Genomic DNA, 14,797 nt, shown 5'->3' with positions numbered 1-14,797 from the left:
TGAGCTAGTTCTTTGCGAATTCCGTCAATTTGTCCGTAACATTGTTCCTGATCCAATCTGCGTCCCACCACTCCAGCGGCGTTACAAAGGTGTTGTGTACCAGCATGCTGAAATGGAGGTGGTCGCCTCCGGCCATACCCGATTTTCCCGTGTGCCCGATGATGTCCCCCTTGGTCACCATCTGTCCCTTCCGGACGTTTGAACTGCTGAGATGGCCATACAGGCTGAACAATCCATACCCGTGGTCGATGATGATCGTGTTGCCGTAAATTCCCAAATACTCGTTGAATACGATTTTCCCGCTGTTGCCAGCCGGAACCGGCGCCATGGAATGCGACGCCAGGTCCTGCCCGAGGTGCACCTGGTGGTCGATGGTTTTGCCTTTGTAAAGGTAGCTCCTCCGGTCGGCGAACTGGGCCCGGGATGCGGAGCCGGGCAGCCGGATGAAAGTGCCTTTCCAGTGGACTTGCCGGTCACTGCTGGCGGTTATCTTGTCGATGACGATTTTATTCTGCTTCCTGATCTCGCGATTGACATACAGAAATTTCTCGATGGGCTCTTTGCCGGTCTGCCCGGCAAGCAGCGGTTCGAACTCCGGCAGTTTGGCATCCAGAAAACCATCGCTTATTCTGATGACATCCTTTCTGAAATTTTTTTTCTTGATGTAGTGATAAAACCCGGCCCTGGACAGGTTGCCGGCCGGGTCCGTCGCTTCGAGACTGATGGGCGTACCCTTGGCCTGGTCCTGGGCCAGAGCGAAAAATGCTATGTACAGATCTTTTTCCGTTTCACCGGCGGCATACCCCGGATAAAAGTGCTCCCCCACCGCAACCCCGCTGGTTTCACACGGTTCCGACAATTTGTAGACAACGAGGGCGGACCCTCCCGGGCTGATGTTGTGGGCGTGGGTCAGCACGTCGATGCGGGGCGCTTGCGTATCTATGCTAATTGGTTTTTCAATATAGGTCCGATTGCCCTTGCCCCAACCTCTCCAGGAATAGTCCGTCACCACGAGCCGCAGCATCCCGCTCCCGTCCGTGAGCCCCAGTTCCTTGGGTTTTACGCTGAAATCGAAGGAATCCCGACTTACCTTCCCCTTTCTTAAAATTCCCGACGAAGCGTAGGTCTTTTTCAGAAGTTCGACTTCCCGGCCGTCCTTGATAATGCCGGCCCAAATTTTCTGCAGCCCGCTTTTTCCGTCGGCGACGGTTATCTTCACTTCCTTCGTCAGCCCGAATGCAGTGGTGCCGAGAGTCAGTTCAACCTGGGGGGCTTCCCCCTCCATGCGGACGACCAGTACCCCCGCAACCGTTACCATAACAACCGCCGTCAGCAGGATAAGCAGCCAGCCCTTTCCTTTTTTGCTTTTTTCTTTCAATGAGTTACCCTTGTCCTTTCTTTTTCGAAATAGAACAGAAACAATAACAGCTACGCATCCCGGAATCAAGGCTAAATGGTGTGTCGTGAAAAAACCCCGGTGGTCGCGGAAAGCGCTTTTCCCTGGCCTGAACTGAACGATTTTCGAGGCTTGCCCACCTATGGCGGATGGTGATTTGCTCTTGCAATATTCGGGCCACCGATATACAAAGGCAAAATGAAAATTAACGGCATACAAATAGGCAAGTCCCATCCGCTTCTCGTTATATCGGGGCCGTGCGTGATCGAGGATTATGAGACAACCTTCCGCATCGCCTCTTTTCTAAAAGCGCTGACAGGGAGCATGGGGCTCAATTTTGTTTTCAAGGCGTCCTTTGACAAGGCCAACCGCACGTCCATCAATTCCTACAGGGGGCCGGGAATCGACGAGGGCCTCGCCATTCTGTCCCGTATCAAATCGGAGTTGGGCATCAGCATCTTATCGGACGTTCACCGTATCAGCGAGATATCCCAGGCGGCGGAAGTTCTCGACATCATCCAGGTGCCGGCCTTTTTGTGCAGGCAGACGGACTTCATCCTCGAGATATCCCGAACCGGCCGGCCGATCAATATCAAGAAGGGACAATTTCTTGCTCCAATGGATATGCACAATGTCGTCAACAAGGTGAAATCCACGGGCAACGCCGATATCTTATTGACCGAAAGGGGCACCACGTTCGGGTACAACAACCTGGTGGTCGATTTTCGCGGGATCGGAATGATGCAGCAAACCGGATGCCCGGTTGTTTTCGATGCAACTCACAGCGTGCAGCTCCCCGGCGGAAGCGGCGAACGCTCCGGAGGGCAACGCGAGTATGCTCCTGCCCTGGCAAAGGCGGCCGTCGCCGTTGGTGTGGACGGTGTTTTTATGGAAGTCCACCCCGACCCCGACAACGCCCTTTGCGACGGACCGAACTCCCTGTATCTGGACAGCCTGGAGGAATTGCTGACCACCTTGAAACGTATCCGTGAAATCGTTTGAATGCCTTTTTCGTGGTTTCACAGTTTCGTGTTTTTTTGCTCCATAAAGGTTTCCCTTAGATCATGAACCCGGAAAAACTCAAGAAAATTAAACTGCTCCTCCTGGACGTTGACGGTGTGCTGACCGACGGCGGCATCATTTACACGGACAGCGGCGAGCAGGTAAAGGTGTTCAATTCCCGCGACGGCCTCGGTATCCGCCTGCTGAAGGACGCGGGTATAGAGGTGGGCATCGTCACGGGCAGAACGTCCGGCGTTCTGCGCCACCGCTGTGAAAACCTGAAAATCGATCTTTTGTTCGACGGCGTTGTCGACAAGGCGTCCGTTTTTAAGCAGATCCGTGCAAAAACGGGCGTCGATCCGCTCGAGATGGCATTTGCCGGCGATGACCTGGTGGATCTTCCGCTTTTGAGGCTGGTGGGCGTTTCCATTGCGGTGGCGGACGCCCATGAGTCGGTCATACCAAGAGTCGATTGGGTTACCCAAGCCCCCGGAGGCCATGGTGCGGTTCGCGAGATATGTGACGCGATCCTGAAGGCCAGAGGCCTTTACGATGAGATAATTGAAAAGTGGGCTGCCGGCGGAAGGAAGCGCTGATTCTTTGGTCGGCATAAACAAACAAAAGCGATTGCTGAAATTCGCACTTATACTGGCCATCGCCATTACCATCGCCACCGTGGTCACGATCTTCGTAAGGTACCGCCGACACACGAAGGGCGGCGAGGAGACCCTGCACGGTGATCGGGGCAAGGCCACCATTTCCATCGGCAAAGTACACCACACGGCCACCAGGGACGGCGTCAGAGAATGGACGTTGACGGCGGATTCCGCCGACTACATGGACAGCGAAAACCAGGCTTTTTTGAATAACTTGGAAGTGGTTTTCTACATGAAAGACGGTGACGCGATCACGGTGCATGCCGACCGGGGTTACCTGAAAACGGACACCAAGGACATCAAAGTAGAGGGCAATGTCGTGGTCGACAACGGCGTCTACCGCCTTGAAACCTCGACCCTCTCGTACAACCACACGGCCCGGCGCCTTTACACGCACCAAGCGGTCAAGGTGTGGGGCGATATGTTTACATTGAGCGCCGACAACGTTTCGGTCGATCTGAAAAGCAGGAGATCCGAATTCCTGGGAAATGTGAGGGGGGTTCTCAGTGAAGCCTTCAACTTATAGCAATCGAGTATACCCGGCAATGTTTGCAGTCATCGTGTGTCTGGCCGTGATCTTGTGCCTGCCGGTATGCCTCCGTGCCGCAAACCCGGCATCCGCAGGCGACAATGCGATCCATGTCACGGCGGACCGTTTGCTAACGGATACGCAAACCCAAACCGCGGAGTTTATAGGGAGCGTCCGGGTCGTACGCGGCGACATGACCATTGTGTCGGACCGGCTGAAAGTTTTGTATGCCGATTCCGGCGACCGGAATAAGGAGGCCAAACCGGGCGTGGAATCCATTCGGCGAATCGTGGCCGAAGGAAACGTGAAAATCACCGTCAAAGAAATGCTGGCGACGACGGATCGGGCCGAGTGGTCGCCCGGCGAACAGACGATCGTGCTTACCGGAAAGGGTTCCAGGATAGTCAGTGGAAAAAACACCATCACCGGCTCGAAGATCACCCTTCATCAGGCGGACAACCGCATCAGGGTCGAAGGCGACGACGACGAGCGCGTGGAGGCCCAGTTCTTCTCAGGTGAAAAAGGGCTGTCTTTTGATCAATAGCCGGGAGAAATTATGTCCACATTATCTGTCCGCAAGCTGGTAAAAATCTATCGCGGCCGCAGGGTCGTCAATTCCGTGGACCTCGAGGTCGATTCCGGAGACGTGATCGGGCTGCTCGGGCCGAACGGTGCCGGGAAAACGACGACGTTTTACATGACCGTCGGCATGGTAAAACCGGACGAGGGGCATGTATACCTGGATGACATGGAGATAACCGACCTGCCCATGTACCAGCGGGCACGACGCGGCGTCGGGTATCTGCCGCAGGAATCTTCCGTATTCCGTAAGCTGACGGTCAGACAGAACGTCATGGCTATCCTGGAAACCATGTCGTTTTCAAGAAAGGAAAGGGAAGAACGGGCGACAAAGCTCATCGAGGAACTGGGGATCCATCGTCTGTCGGACCAGAAGGCCGGGGTACTTTCAGGCGGTGAGAGACGCCGGCTCGAAATTGCCAGATGCCTGGTAACCAATCCATCTTTTATTTTGCTTGATGAACCCTTTGCTGGTATAGACCCACTGGCTGTCATTGACATCAAGAAGATTATCGGCCACTTGAAAAATAAAAAAATCGGCATTCTCATTTCAGACCATAACGTACGGGAAACCCTTGAAGCCTGCGATAAGGCGTATATATTAAATGATGGGCAGGTCATAGAGTCGGGATCGCCCAATAAAATCGCTTCCAGCGAAATCGCCCGTCGAATCTACTTGGGGGACGAATTCAGGTTGTAAGATGGCTATAGAACTTCGGCAGCAGCTAAAACTGACCCAGCAGCTCATCATGACGCCTCAGCTGCAGATGGCGATCAAGCTTCTTCAGCTTTCAAGGCTGGAACTGATGGACAAAATCAGCCAGGAACTGGAGGAGAACCCGGCGCTGGAGGAAGTGCAGGAGGATATCACCCAGGATCAGAAAACGGACAGGGCCGAATCGGGCGATGACGGGGCAGCGTCGGAAAAAGAGGTCACCATCGATGAAAAAATCCCCGACGAAATCGACTGGAACAATTACCTGGACGAATACAACTCTCCCGGCAGGGTCAATTTCGAAACCGAGGGCAGAGATTCGCCGCGTTTCGACGCTTTCATTTCCAAGAAGGAGTCGCTCGTCGACCATCTGCTCTGGCAGTTTCTCATGACCTTTCCCACGCCCGAGGAAGAGAAAGTCGGCAGCCTGATCATTGGAAATCTCAACAGGGACGGTTATCTGGATGCAGCGCTGGAAGAAATCGCCGAAAACACCGGATACCCGCTGTCAATGGTGGAAGAAGTGCTGGCGGTTCTTCAAACGTTCGATCCCATCGGCGTCTGTTCGCGCAACCTCGGCGAATGCCTGCTGATCCAGGCGCGGCATCTCGGCATCGACGATCCGTTGATGACGGAAATCGTTACCAACCACCTCAACCATCTGGAGAACAAAAATTACAAGATCATTTGCAAGACCCTGAAAGTGCGCATGGACGACGTCGTCGCCGTCGTCAACCTCATCAAAACGCTGGAACCACGGCCCGGAAGGCAGTTCAGCGAGGAGGAGCCGCAGTACATCACCCCGGACATTTACGTGTACAAATCCGAGGGGGATTTCATCATCGTTCTCAACGATGACGGCATGCCTAAACTCAGGGTCAACCCCTATTACCGGAAGGCCATTTCCACCGGGGAAACCGTTTCCGAAAACACAAAGGAATACCTTCAGGAAAAGCTGCGTTCCGCCGCCTGGTTGATCAGGAGCATCCACCAGCGCCAGAAGACGATCTACAAAGTCATGGAAAGCATCCTCAAGTTCCAGCGGCCGTTCTTCGATCACGGCATCACCCATTTAAAGCCCATGGTGCTCAGGGATGTCGCCGAAGACATCAACATGCACGAGTCGACCATCAGCAGGGTTACGACCAACAAATATGCCTACACGCCACAGGGTATTTTTGAGTTGAAATATTTTTTCAACAGTTCTATTAAGCGTGTCCACGGCGAGGCCATTGCATCGGCAAGCGTGCAGGAAAAAATAAAAAAATTAATAGAAAGCGAGAACCCGCACAAGCCGCACAGTGACAGCAAGATGGCCGAGTTGCTCAAAAAGCAAAACATCAACATCGCCCGCAGGACGGTGGCCAAATACCGCGAAATGCTGGGTGTGTTATCATCGAATAAACGCAAACAACTATAAAGGAGGTCTTTATGCAGACATCGGTGACGTTCAAAAACCTGGATTCCTCCGACAATTTAAAAACCTATGTTTCTGATAAGCTGGATAGATTAGACAAATATCTATACAATCCCGCAGAAGCCAATGTCGTTCTGGCCGTTGAAAAGTTTCGGCACATAGCGGAAATCAATATCATCGGCGACCGCATGAACATCATCGGCAAGGAAGAAACCGAAGACATGTATTCCGCCATCGACATGGTTTTGGACAAACTCGAATCGCAGATAAAAAAGAGCAAGGAAAAAGTACGCGAAAGAAGAACCGGCGCCAAGTTCAGGGACAAGGGCAGAAAGGAAGAAGACCGGTTCCCGGTGGAAGACGATGTCGAAAGACAGATCAAAATCAAGAATATCGAGTATAAACCCATGGACGTCGACGAAGCCGTCATGCAAATGGAGCTTGTCGACGACAGCTTTCTCGTTTTTACCAACGCGCACACGGATCGCATAAACGTTCTCTACCGCCGTAAAGACGGCCACTTAGGACTCATTCAGCCTAGCTCCTGATTGACAACATGGTGAATCGAGATGAAGATTCTGGATGTACTGAACAAGGAAGCCATTCTGGAAAACCTAGAATCCACTGATAAAAAGGGGGTTCTGGAAGAACTGCTCGCACCGGTGGCCAAGGTGGCCGGTGTCGGTGTCGACGGCCTCATCAGGGTGCTGTTGGACCGCGAACGGCTAGGCAGTACGGGAATTGGCGGCGGCGTCGGGATTCCGCACGGCAAACTGAAAAATCTCGAAAACATTGTACTGGGTTTTGGACTGAGCCGCAAAGGGGTTAACTTCGAATCCATGGACGGCAAGCCGACCCACATCTTTTTTCTGCTGGTGACACCCGAAAACTCGACCGGACTGCACCTCAAAATGCTGGCGCGCATATCGAGACTGCTCAAGGATGAATCTTTCAAAGAGCAGCTGCTCAACGCATCCGACAGGGACGACATCTATAATATCATCCAGCAGGAGGACGAAGAGTTTTAACGTGCGGCCCGTGAAGTCACCCGGGCGTAAAAGGCTGCAGTCCTCCGTTAGTTGCGTCACACAGCCAACGACTCCACTGCCATTCCCCCTGCACCCGGTCGGGTCTGGAATATTGGGCAATCGTGAAAAACAAGAAAATATTCATCATCACCGGACGGGCGGGTTCGGGTAAGAGTACGGCTCTGGACACGTTCGAAGATGCCGGTTTTTACTGCGTCGACAATATGCCCGTGGCGCTCCTGCCGATTTTTCTGGAGCGATACGTAGCCGTCAATGCGGAACGACCGGGTTTTGCCTTTGTTATGGACCTGCGGGAGAAAGGTTTTCTCGACAGTTGCAAACCCGTTTTTACTGAACTTGCCTCGAAGAAATACCCGTTTGAAATCATCTTCCTCGAGGCGGATGAAAAAACGCTTGTGCGGCGTTACTCGCAAACCAGGCGGCAACACCCTTTGGCATCGAACGGCGACTTGCTTGCCGGCGTGAGGACCGAAAAAAGCCTGTACGCAGAATTAAAAAGGGATGCCGACCTGGTCGTAGACACCTCGGCCTTTACCGTACACGACCTGAAATCGGCGATATTTGAAATTGTTAAAAAAAACACGAAGCTGAATAACTTTCGCATTAATGTGTTGTCATTTGGCTTCAAGTACGGTATCCCGCTTCACGCGGATATGGTCATGGATGTCCGGTTTCTTCCAAATCCATATTTCATCCCGTCGTTGAAACCGTTGGACGGGCGCGATAGTGAGGTCAGGTCTTTTGTTCTCGACCGGCAGGTAACCGGGATTTTCATGCAAAAATATCTGGATCTGATCGATTTCCTGGTACCCAGATATGAAAATGAGGGAAAAGCGTACCTGACGATAGCCGTCGGATGTACCGGGGGACGCCACCGCTCAGTCGCCATCGCCGAAAGCTTGTACAACCATATCCAAAAGCATGAAAGGGACATAAGCCTTTCGCACAGGGATATCGATCAGGAATCACAAACGCTAACCTAAATTTCGTATTTCATATTTAAAGCATAAACAAGTAGTTAAGAGCTGAAGTAGAGGTAAGAAGTAAATATGATAGGCATAACCATTATCACGCACAGAAAACTCGGTGACGCGCTTATCGATGCGGCCGGGTTTATCTTGGGGTATGAGCCGGAAGCGGTTACATCCGTTTCCATCGACATCAACGAAAAAGTCGATGCTCTGCGGTCGGAAATCGCCAAATCGATAAAAAAAGTCAATCGAAACAAGGGCGTGCTGATCTTGACCGACATGTTCGGCGGAACCCCTTCCAACCTGAGTTATTCATTTCTCGAAGAGGGAAAAGTGGAAGTGATATCCGGTGTCAATCTGCCTGTATTGATCAAGGCCGTCGGTTCGCGGGAAAAAATGGGTCTTTCCGAACTGGCCGCTCACCTTGAAACATACGGGAAAAAAAGCATCTCGGCAGCCAGCGGCATACTCAAGGGCAACAAAAAAAACAAATAAAAGCGTTAGGAAGCAGACAACGAACCGGGAGGAAACGACATGACTATAAAAATTGGTATCAACGGTTTCGGAAGAATTGGAAGGCTCGTATTCAGGGCGGCGCTGCGGCATTCGGACGTGGAGGTTGTCGCTGTCAACGACCTTACCGACGCCGCCACCATGGCTCATCTTCTGGCTTATGATTCGGTTCACGGCAGGCTGGACCATGACGTCGTCGCCGGGGACAGCGCCATTGAAGTGGACGGACGCTCCATCGCCTACACGGCGGTGCGGGACCCGGAAAAGCTGGACTGGAAGTCCTACGGTGTCGATATCGTCGCCGAATGCACGGGGCTTTTCCGTGACCGCGACAACGCGGCCAAGCATTTAGCCGCCGGCGCGCGCAAAGTCATTATCTCGGCCCCGGCCAAGGACCCCGACACGACCATCGTCATGGGGGTCAACGCCAACACCTACGATCCCCGTCAGCACCACATCGTCTCCAATGCCTCCTGCACCACCAATTGTCTGGCCCCCGTGGCCAAGGTGCTGCTGGAGAACTTCGGTATCAAAGCCGGCCTGATGACCACCATTCATGCCTACACCGGAGACCAGCGCCTGTTGGACTTCCCGCACAAGGATCTCCGGCGCGCCAGGGCGGCCGGCCTTTCCATGATACCGACGACCACCGGTGCGGCCAAGGCCGTGTCCCTGGTTCTGCCGGAGTTGTCCGGCAAACTGAACGGGCTTGCGATCAGGGTGCCCACGCCCAATGTTTCGATCGTTGACCTGGTCGCCACCATTGAAAAATCCGGGGTGACCGGCTCCGATGTGAATCAGGCCATGAAAGAAGCCTCCGAAAACGCGCTCTCCGGCATACTGGGGTATTCCGAACTGCCCCTGGTGTCATCGGACTACAACGGCGATACGCTTTCGTCTATTTTCGACGCCGAAACGACCTACGTCATCGGGGACATGGTCAAGGTGCTTTCGTGGTATGACAACGAATCAGGCTACTCCAGCCGAATGGTGGACCTGGCGGCCATGATCGGCTCCATGCTATAAAAAAGAACCGAACCGTTTCCCGAAACGGTTCAATGCTTTTTTGAACGCAGCTTCGCCGCTATTCCTACAAATAGGGCCTGCGGTTCCCGCTCCACACTCGGGCTCCGTTCATGCGACGTTGCGGTGCATGCAGCTGCAAAATAGACGCTAAAATATCAACACGTCAAAACAGGAGTGTCACCTATGCCAAATCGCAGACCGTTGATCGCCGGCAATTGGAAAATGTACAAAACCTGTGATGAGTCAGTGGAAACCGCACAGAAACTGAAAAGCCTCGTGGGCGACGTAACGTCGACGGACATCATGATCGCTCCGACCTATACGGCTCTGTTCCCGGTGGCCAACGTCGTCAAGGGCTCACCCATTGCGGTGGGTGGGCAGAACCTCTACTGGGAAAAGGAGGGTGCCTTCACAGGGGAAATATCGGGCGACATGCTCCTGTCCGCAGGCTGCCGGTTCGTCATCATCGGACACTCCGAAAGGCGCCAATTTTTTGGGGAAACCGACAAAACCGTCAACCTGAAAATTCGCACCGCCCTATCCTGTCAGCTGAAACCGGTGTTCTGTATCGGGGAATCCGAAACGGAACGCGATGAAAATTTAACCTTTTCTGTGCTTGACAAACAGGTTCAAGCTGGGTTAAAGGGTTTTGTTTCAAGTGACCTGGAGGACCTGGTCCTCGCCTATGAGCCGATCTGGGCCATAGGAACCGGCAAAACAGCCACTGCTGAGCAGGCTCAAGAGGTTCATACGTTTTTAAGGGCGTCCATTGCCAAGCAATTCGACGACGCCCTGGCGCAACGCATCAGAATTCTGTACGGCGGCAGCGTTAAACCGGGAAACATCGCCGAACTGATGTCCATGCCGGACATAGACGGTGCGCTGGTGGGCGGCGCAAGCCTGGATGCGGATTCGTTCAGCCAGATCGTAAAGTTTTAAACAGCAGCCTAACTTGGGTGATTTTTAAAATTTGAAACGCTCAACTTAGGAAGGGATATAATATGTCATTACTGGTAATCATCATTCATGTCATCGTATCGATCGCGCTTATCATGATCGTTTTGCTCCAGACCGGCAAGGGTGCCGACATGGGGGCCGCTTTCGGCGGAGGCTCCAGCCAGACGCTTTTCGGAAGCACAGGTGCTTCCACTTTTTTGAGCAAGGCAACCACGGTTGCCGCCATTGTTTTCATGCTGACCTCCCTTTCGCTAGCCTACGTCGCCGGCAACCATGGCGGTGGAAAATCCGTGGTAATGGAAAACACCGCGCCCGTCGAAGAATCATCACCGGCACCGGCGGCCGAACCGGCGGCGCAACCTGACGCCAATCAGGAGAAAACCGAATAAAGGGCTACGGCCGCGTCCCTCGATGCATTAGGCCGGAACAAATTAACATATCATGCCGAAGTGGTGGAATTTGGTAGACACGCTATCTTGAGGGGGTAGTGACCTACGGTCGTGCGGGTTCAAATCCCGCCTTCGGCACCATCATAAAGCTAAGCCTCTGTTATTAAAGAGGCTTTTTTGTTTGGATATTCGGCACCACGGTCAAAACCAATCACTTACACTAATCCGTTACACCAAGTGAAAGGATTGACCATGAAATATTCCGGACGAACCTCCCCCTCTTACCTCATTCGAAGCGCCCATTCTTTCTGTTTCAGCATGTTTGTACCGAAAGATCTCCATGACGTTGTCGGCAAGAAAGAATTGCGCTATAGTCTCCAGACTGGTTCGATAAAACACCGTTGGGGACATGGACCCGGTCAATGGTTCACCAAGTTTAGGAAAAGGTGTGATATTGAAGCAGAACGACAAAAAATGACTTTTCATAGCTTACGACAAACGTGCATCAATTACCTCCAAGAAAATGGTGCGCATAGGCAATACGTGAAAGAATTTTTTGGTCACAAGGGTCGTGGGGATATCACTTGGGATCTATATGGTAAACAGTTTGAGCCTCAAGTTCTACTGGATGAGGTTGTCTCTAAGATTACCTACCCTCTTGATCTCTCGCACCTCAAGGACAGCAAGTGGGTGGTGAAGTAAGGAGGCAATGATCAATATGGAATTTGATATACGATATGACTGTGCTGATGTAGATTGGAAAGATGTACAGAAATTGTTGAAATCTGCGGGCATGGCTTACCATAGCTCTGGCATCCATAAAAAGGCGTTTGAAGCGAGCCATACAACTGTGTTTGTCTATAATTCTGAACAACTCATTGGTATTGGTAGAGCAATATCAGATGGCAGCTATCAAGCGGCGATTTATGACTGTGCAGTTCTCCCTGAATTTCAGGGAAAGGGGATCGGAAAAATCATCATGAAGAGCGTGTTAGCTCATTTATCCCACTGCAATATCATTCTCTACGCATCTCCTGGTAAGGAGGGGTTCTATAAGAAACTTGGATTCAGAAAGATGAAAACGGGCATGGGTCGATTTATTAAAAGCGATTTGATGCAGGAACGAGGATTTATAGAATAGCGTATGGCTCTGTAATGTAAAAAAAGGTGAGAGGAGCTTATTTTAGGCGAAAGTGAAAAAAAATCTGGAAAACCTGTATGCGAGGTACCGTATTTGTCCCCATATGCGGCCGCTGAGAGCCACCCCCCTACCCCCATAGGTATCTCCCCCCGGGGGCAAATAATAGAAATGGATAGGCAATGAAGAGACAAACCGATTCTCGAATGCACACAGCAGAGCACATCCTGAACCAGACAATGGTGCGCATGTACGACTGCGGACGATGTTTCTCTGCCCATATTGAACGCAAGAAATCCAAGTGCGATTATCGCTTTGATCATCAACTGACCGTGGATGAGATTCGGGAAATTCAGTCCGCTGTGAACAGTGTAATTGAGTCTAACATGCCGGTGACCGAGTCCTTCGTTACAGGGGCAGATGCCGACCGTCTATACAACACCGACAAGCTGCCTGAGGATGTTAGTGATGACCACATCCGGATTGTCCATGTCGGTGATTACGATGCCTGCCCTTGTATCGGTGAGCATGTATCCTCGACCGGCGATATCGGTTCTTTCCGGATAACAACCACCAGCTTTGAGGATGGTGTCCTGCGTATCCGCTTCAAGTTGCTCCAGAAACCCGTCTAATCTCGTTACCTTCTACGCAATTCTTAACAAGTCTGATTTCAATTTTTATTTCGTATTTCCAATTAGTTAAGAAAACTTTGCATGATTTTTCACAAAGCACCCTAGACATTCTGGTTAGGTATTGTTATCATAATGGTAGATCTTAACATCAAGCGTTGGCGATGACTGCAAATTCGCTCGAATTTTGATCATACGGGGTTCCTGCCACGTCCGAATAAAACCCATCAAGCGAAAAGCCAGCGTCTACAAACTCCTTCTCAAGGTCTTCGGGAGCAAAATATTGCAGCCAGTTGTATACCGTTCTGGTGCGACCCAGTTCAATAATTGTGTACTTGTCCAGCACAACCTTTTCTTCTCGATATTTGAAAGTATTTAGAAACCCGTAATACTTGTTTGCTGCCCAGAATCCGTTGAGCTGATTTATCTCGTATGTCGCAACCTCTTCCCTTTGTTCAAATGCCGATAAGGAATACACATCAAGGAGAACCGACCCACTCGGTTTTAAGATCTCATGGAATTTTCGCAGAAGCCCCTTTCTTTGCATCTGGCTGAGAGCGCAGAAATCGCACATGATCATTAACACAAGGTCAAAACGTTCCTCGGTTTCAAACTCCATGTAATTCTGATGCACGTAGCGAATGTTCAAGTGCTCCCGGGCTGCAACATTCTTTGCGTACTCGATGGAACTGCCCGAGAAATCGATGCCGGTCACATTCGCCCCATGTTTCGCCAAACGTGCTGCGTATAATCCAGGGCCACAGCCAAAATCGATTATTTTATTGCCCCTGCCGATGTTAATCTCGTTTGTGATCCAATCCACCGATCGAGTGATGAATTCCGCGTTTCGCGAAGAAACATCGATGACCTCATTGAGGTGAAATGCGAGCATCTGTTTTGACGTATGCTCATCGGTCCATAGGTCGCTTGCGGTGTAAAATTGGAACGGTTCGGGTCTTTCGTTGATTTTCTCTAATTTTTCAAACATTTTTTACCCTTTATTTAGCGGTATATTAGTCCTGTTCCCAGGCTATGCTCTGTCCGTCTTCAGGAGCCCCAAACCTTGAATACTCATATGATAAAAATAAACCATCAAGCTACTGGCTCCATAGGTGATTAGGGCTAAAAGACTATACTTTACCAGCGACGGTACGGCGGCGTTGAGCAGCATGGTTGCGGCAACACCCATTACGATAAAGTGGACAACATAAACACCGAAAGAGCATTTGTTCAACCAAGCTAAAAAATTTACGCTTCGATTCAAATAATACCTGAATGTATTGATGACGATATACATCATTCCAAGCATTGACAGATGGAAACCCAACCAGGTCAAAGATACATCCATGGTTCCTGAAAGGATAAACTGTCCCGGATTGAATATCAGATTCAACAGGAAAATGATGTACACGTTCATTGGGATCCAGATGGTCGCGCATAGAGTGTAGTAGAGTTTTTTACCGGCGGGCTTTCCATTGAAAATGCCCAGTTCATAGCATAAGGCTCCGAGCAGAAAGGTCATGAAATAGATCAAAAGTCTCTCATTCTGAAAATCCAAAAGAACTGTTTTGGTCCAGCCGTAAAGGCCATACCTGCTCATTATAAAACTGTATACAAATCCAATCAGTAACATGGCCGGAACAACAGCTTTCAGGCCGATGTTCCGCACGGGCAGATTGATTTTAGACATTGCCAGATAAACCATGTCGAACAAAAACAGCACCGGCAGAAACCAAAGCCACCCCTGATTTATCAAGATGCTGCCGTTGAAATGAAAGTAGGACCAAAGGCCTCCCTGAGGAAGGTCTCGAGAAAACAAATAGATTACTTT

At 51.1% G+C, this 14,797-nt stretch carries 19 protein-coding genes and 1 tRNA gene; 17 read left to right on the top strand and 3 right to left on the bottom strand.

Going from position 1 to position 14,797, the window contains the following annotated elements:
* Nucleotides 1–4: 4 nt before the first annotated feature.
* On the bottom strand, nt 5–1,378 hold the full coding sequence (locus LJE94_11760) for a M23 family metallopeptidase (GenBank protein MCG6910784.1): 1,374 nt from the start codon (nt 1,376–1,378) through the stop codon (nt 5–7).
* Nucleotides 1,379–1,594: 216 nt separating this feature from the next.
* Between LJE94_11760 and kdsA the strand changes: the two genes are divergently transcribed.
* The 17 genes from kdsA (at nt 1,595) to LJE94_11675 (ending at nt 12,969) form a co-directional block, all read left to right on the top strand.
* Nucleotides 1,595–2,398, top strand: a complete 804-nt coding sequence (kdsA, locus tag LJE94_11755) for a 3-deoxy-8-phosphooctulonate synthase (protein ID MCG6910783.1) — start codon at nt 1,595–1,597, stop codon at nt 2,396–2,398.
* Nucleotides 2,399–2,460: 62 nt separating this feature from the next.
* A complete protein-coding gene (locus LJE94_11750; GenBank protein MCG6910782.1) occupies nt 2,461–2,994 on the top strand; it encodes an HAD hydrolase family protein in 534 nt (177 codons plus the stop codon).
* Nucleotides 2,995–2,998: 4 nt separating this feature from the next.
* Nucleotides 2,999–3,580, top strand: coding sequence for an LPS export ABC transporter periplasmic protein LptC (lptC, locus tag LJE94_11745; GenBank protein ID MCG6910781.1), 582 nt, complete (start codon nt 2,999–3,001; stop codon nt 3,578–3,580).
* Nucleotides 3,581–3,599: 19 nt separating this feature from the next.
* Complete coding sequence (locus tag LJE94_11740) at nt 3,600–4,127, top strand: hypothetical protein (protein MCG6910780.1); 528 nt, start codon at nt 3,600–3,602, stop codon at nt 4,125–4,127.
* Nucleotides 4,128–4,139: 12 nt separating this feature from the next.
* On the top strand, nt 4,140–4,862 hold the full coding sequence (gene lptB, locus LJE94_11735; protein MCG6910779.1) for an LPS export ABC transporter ATP-binding protein: 723 nt from the start codon (nt 4,140–4,142) through the stop codon (nt 4,860–4,862).
* Between the two features lies 1 nt (nt 4,863).
* Nucleotides 4,864–6,297 carry an RNA polymerase factor sigma-54 gene (rpoN, locus tag LJE94_11730; protein ID MCG6910778.1) on the top strand — a complete coding sequence of 478 codons (1,434 nt, stop codon included), beginning with the start codon at nt 4,864–4,866 and terminating at the stop codon, nt 6,295–6,297.
* A gap of 11 nt (nt 6,298–6,308) precedes the next feature.
* Entirely contained in the window at nt 6,309–6,842 is a 534-nt protein-coding gene (gene raiA / locus LJE94_11725; protein MCG6910777.1) for a ribosome-associated translation inhibitor RaiA, read from the top strand.
* A 21-nt stretch (nt 6,843–6,863) separates the two neighbouring features.
* Complete coding sequence (locus tag LJE94_11720) at nt 6,864–7,322, top strand: PTS sugar transporter subunit IIA (GenBank protein ID MCG6910776.1); 459 nt, start codon at nt 6,864–6,866, stop codon at nt 7,320–7,322.
* 122 nt (nt 7,323–7,444) lie between these two features.
* Complete coding sequence (gene rapZ, locus LJE94_11715; GenBank protein MCG6910775.1) at nt 7,445–8,326, top strand: RNase adapter RapZ; 882 nt, start codon at nt 7,445–7,447, stop codon at nt 8,324–8,326.
* A gap of 66 nt (nt 8,327–8,392) precedes the next feature.
* Nucleotides 8,393–8,809 (top strand): PTS fructose transporter subunit IIA, encoded by a 417-nt coding sequence (locus tag LJE94_11710; GenBank protein MCG6910774.1) that lies wholly within the window; start codon nt 8,393–8,395, stop codon nt 8,807–8,809.
* Nucleotides 8,810–8,848: 39 nt separating this feature from the next.
* A complete protein-coding gene (gene gap / locus LJE94_11705) occupies nt 8,849–9,853 on the top strand; it encodes a type I glyceraldehyde-3-phosphate dehydrogenase (protein ID MCG6910773.1) in 1,005 nt (334 codons plus the stop codon).
* A 183-nt stretch (nt 9,854–10,036) separates the two neighbouring features.
* Nucleotides 10,037–10,792 carry a triose-phosphate isomerase gene (tpiA, locus tag LJE94_11700; GenBank protein MCG6910772.1) on the top strand — a complete coding sequence of 252 codons (756 nt, stop codon included), beginning with the start codon at nt 10,037–10,039 and terminating at the stop codon, nt 10,790–10,792.
* Between the two features lie 62 nt (nt 10,793–10,854).
* Complete coding sequence (secG, locus tag LJE94_11695) at nt 10,855–11,199, top strand: preprotein translocase subunit SecG (GenBank protein MCG6910771.1); 345 nt, start codon at nt 10,855–10,857, stop codon at nt 11,197–11,199.
* A gap of 54 nt (nt 11,200–11,253) precedes the next feature.
* Nucleotides 11,254–11,340 (top strand) — tRNA-Leu (locus LJE94_11690).
* Between the two features lie 111 nt (nt 11,341–11,451).
* The gene (locus LJE94_11685) at nt 11,452–11,901 is read left to right on the top strand and encodes a hypothetical protein (GenBank protein ID MCG6910770.1); all 450 of its coding nucleotides are present in this window, start codon (nt 11,452–11,454) and stop codon (nt 11,899–11,901) included.
* A 16-nt stretch (nt 11,902–11,917) separates the two neighbouring features.
* Nucleotides 11,918–12,340 (top strand): GNAT family N-acetyltransferase, encoded by a 423-nt coding sequence (locus LJE94_11680; GenBank protein MCG6910769.1) that lies wholly within the window; start codon nt 11,918–11,920, stop codon nt 12,338–12,340.
* Between the two features lie 179 nt (nt 12,341–12,519).
* Nucleotides 12,520–12,969, top strand: coding sequence for a hypothetical protein (locus LJE94_11675; protein ID MCG6910768.1), 450 nt, complete (start codon nt 12,520–12,522; stop codon nt 12,967–12,969).
* 148 nt (nt 12,970–13,117) lie between these two features.
* Here LJE94_11675 and LJE94_11670 read toward each other — a convergent pair whose 3' ends face one another.
* Nucleotides 13,118–13,954: a methyltransferase domain-containing protein gene (locus LJE94_11670; protein MCG6910767.1), complete on the bottom strand. Its 837-nt coding sequence runs from the start codon at nt 13,952–13,954 to the stop codon at nt 13,118–13,120.
* 42 nt (nt 13,955–13,996) lie between these two features.
* Nucleotides 13,997–14,797 (bottom strand): hypothetical protein (locus tag LJE94_11665; GenBank protein MCG6910766.1); only part of this gene is annotated, 801 nt, incomplete at its 5' end.

This window comes from Deltaproteobacteria bacterium (genome assembly GCA_022340465.1).
Lineage (GTDB): Bacteria > Desulfobacterota > Desulfobacteria > Desulfobacterales > B30-G6 > JAJDNW01.
This window is presented reverse-complemented; position numbering and strand designations above follow the sequence as displayed.

What these genes read in the sequence shown, in the direction of transcription:
- LJE94_11740 (MCG6910780.1), top strand. Translation starts at nt 3,600, where the DNA reads ATGTTTGCAGTCATCGTGTGTCTGGCCGTGATCTTGTGCCTGCCGGTA.
- kdsA (MCG6910783.1), top strand. Translation starts at nt 1,595, where the DNA reads ATGAAAATTAACGGCATACAAATAGGCAAGTCCCATCCGCTTCTCGTT.
- LJE94_11710 (MCG6910774.1), top strand. Translation starts at nt 8,393, where the DNA reads ATGATAGGCATAACCATTATCACGCACAGAAAACTCGGTGACGCGCTT.
- raiA (MCG6910777.1), top strand. Translation starts at nt 6,309, where the DNA reads ATGCAGACATCGGTGACGTTCAAAAACCTGGATTCCTCCGACAATTTA.
- rpoN (MCG6910778.1), top strand. Translation starts at nt 4,864, where the DNA reads ATGGCTATAGAACTTCGGCAGCAGCTAAAACTGACCCAGCAGCTCATC.
- LJE94_11680 (MCG6910769.1), top strand. Translation starts at nt 11,918, where the DNA reads ATGGAATTTGATATACGATATGACTGTGCTGATGTAGATTGGAAAGAT.
- LJE94_11670 (MCG6910767.1), bottom strand. Translation starts at nt 13,954, where the DNA reads ATGTTTGAAAAATTAGAGAAAATCAACGAAAGACCCGAACCGTTCCAA.
- gap (MCG6910773.1), top strand. Translation starts at nt 8,849, where the DNA reads ATGACTATAAAAATTGGTATCAACGGTTTCGGAAGAATTGGAAGGCTC.
- secG (MCG6910771.1), top strand. Translation starts at nt 10,855, where the DNA reads ATGTCATTACTGGTAATCATCATTCATGTCATCGTATCGATCGCGCTT.
- tpiA (MCG6910772.1), top strand. Translation starts at nt 10,037, where the DNA reads ATGCCAAATCGCAGACCGTTGATCGCCGGCAATTGGAAAATGTACAAA.
- LJE94_11675 (MCG6910768.1), top strand. Translation starts at nt 12,520, where the DNA reads ATGAAGAGACAAACCGATTCTCGAATGCACACAGCAGAGCACATCCTG.
- LJE94_11720 (MCG6910776.1), top strand. Translation starts at nt 6,864, where the DNA reads ATGAAGATTCTGGATGTACTGAACAAGGAAGCCATTCTGGAAAACCTA.
- LJE94_11750 (MCG6910782.1), top strand. Translation starts at nt 2,461, where the DNA reads ATGAACCCGGAAAAACTCAAGAAAATTAAACTGCTCCTCCTGGACGTT.
- LJE94_11685 (MCG6910770.1), top strand. Translation starts at nt 11,452, where the DNA reads ATGAAATATTCCGGACGAACCTCCCCCTCTTACCTCATTCGAAGCGCC.
- lptB (MCG6910779.1), top strand. Translation starts at nt 4,140, where the DNA reads ATGTCCACATTATCTGTCCGCAAGCTGGTAAAAATCTATCGCGGCCGC.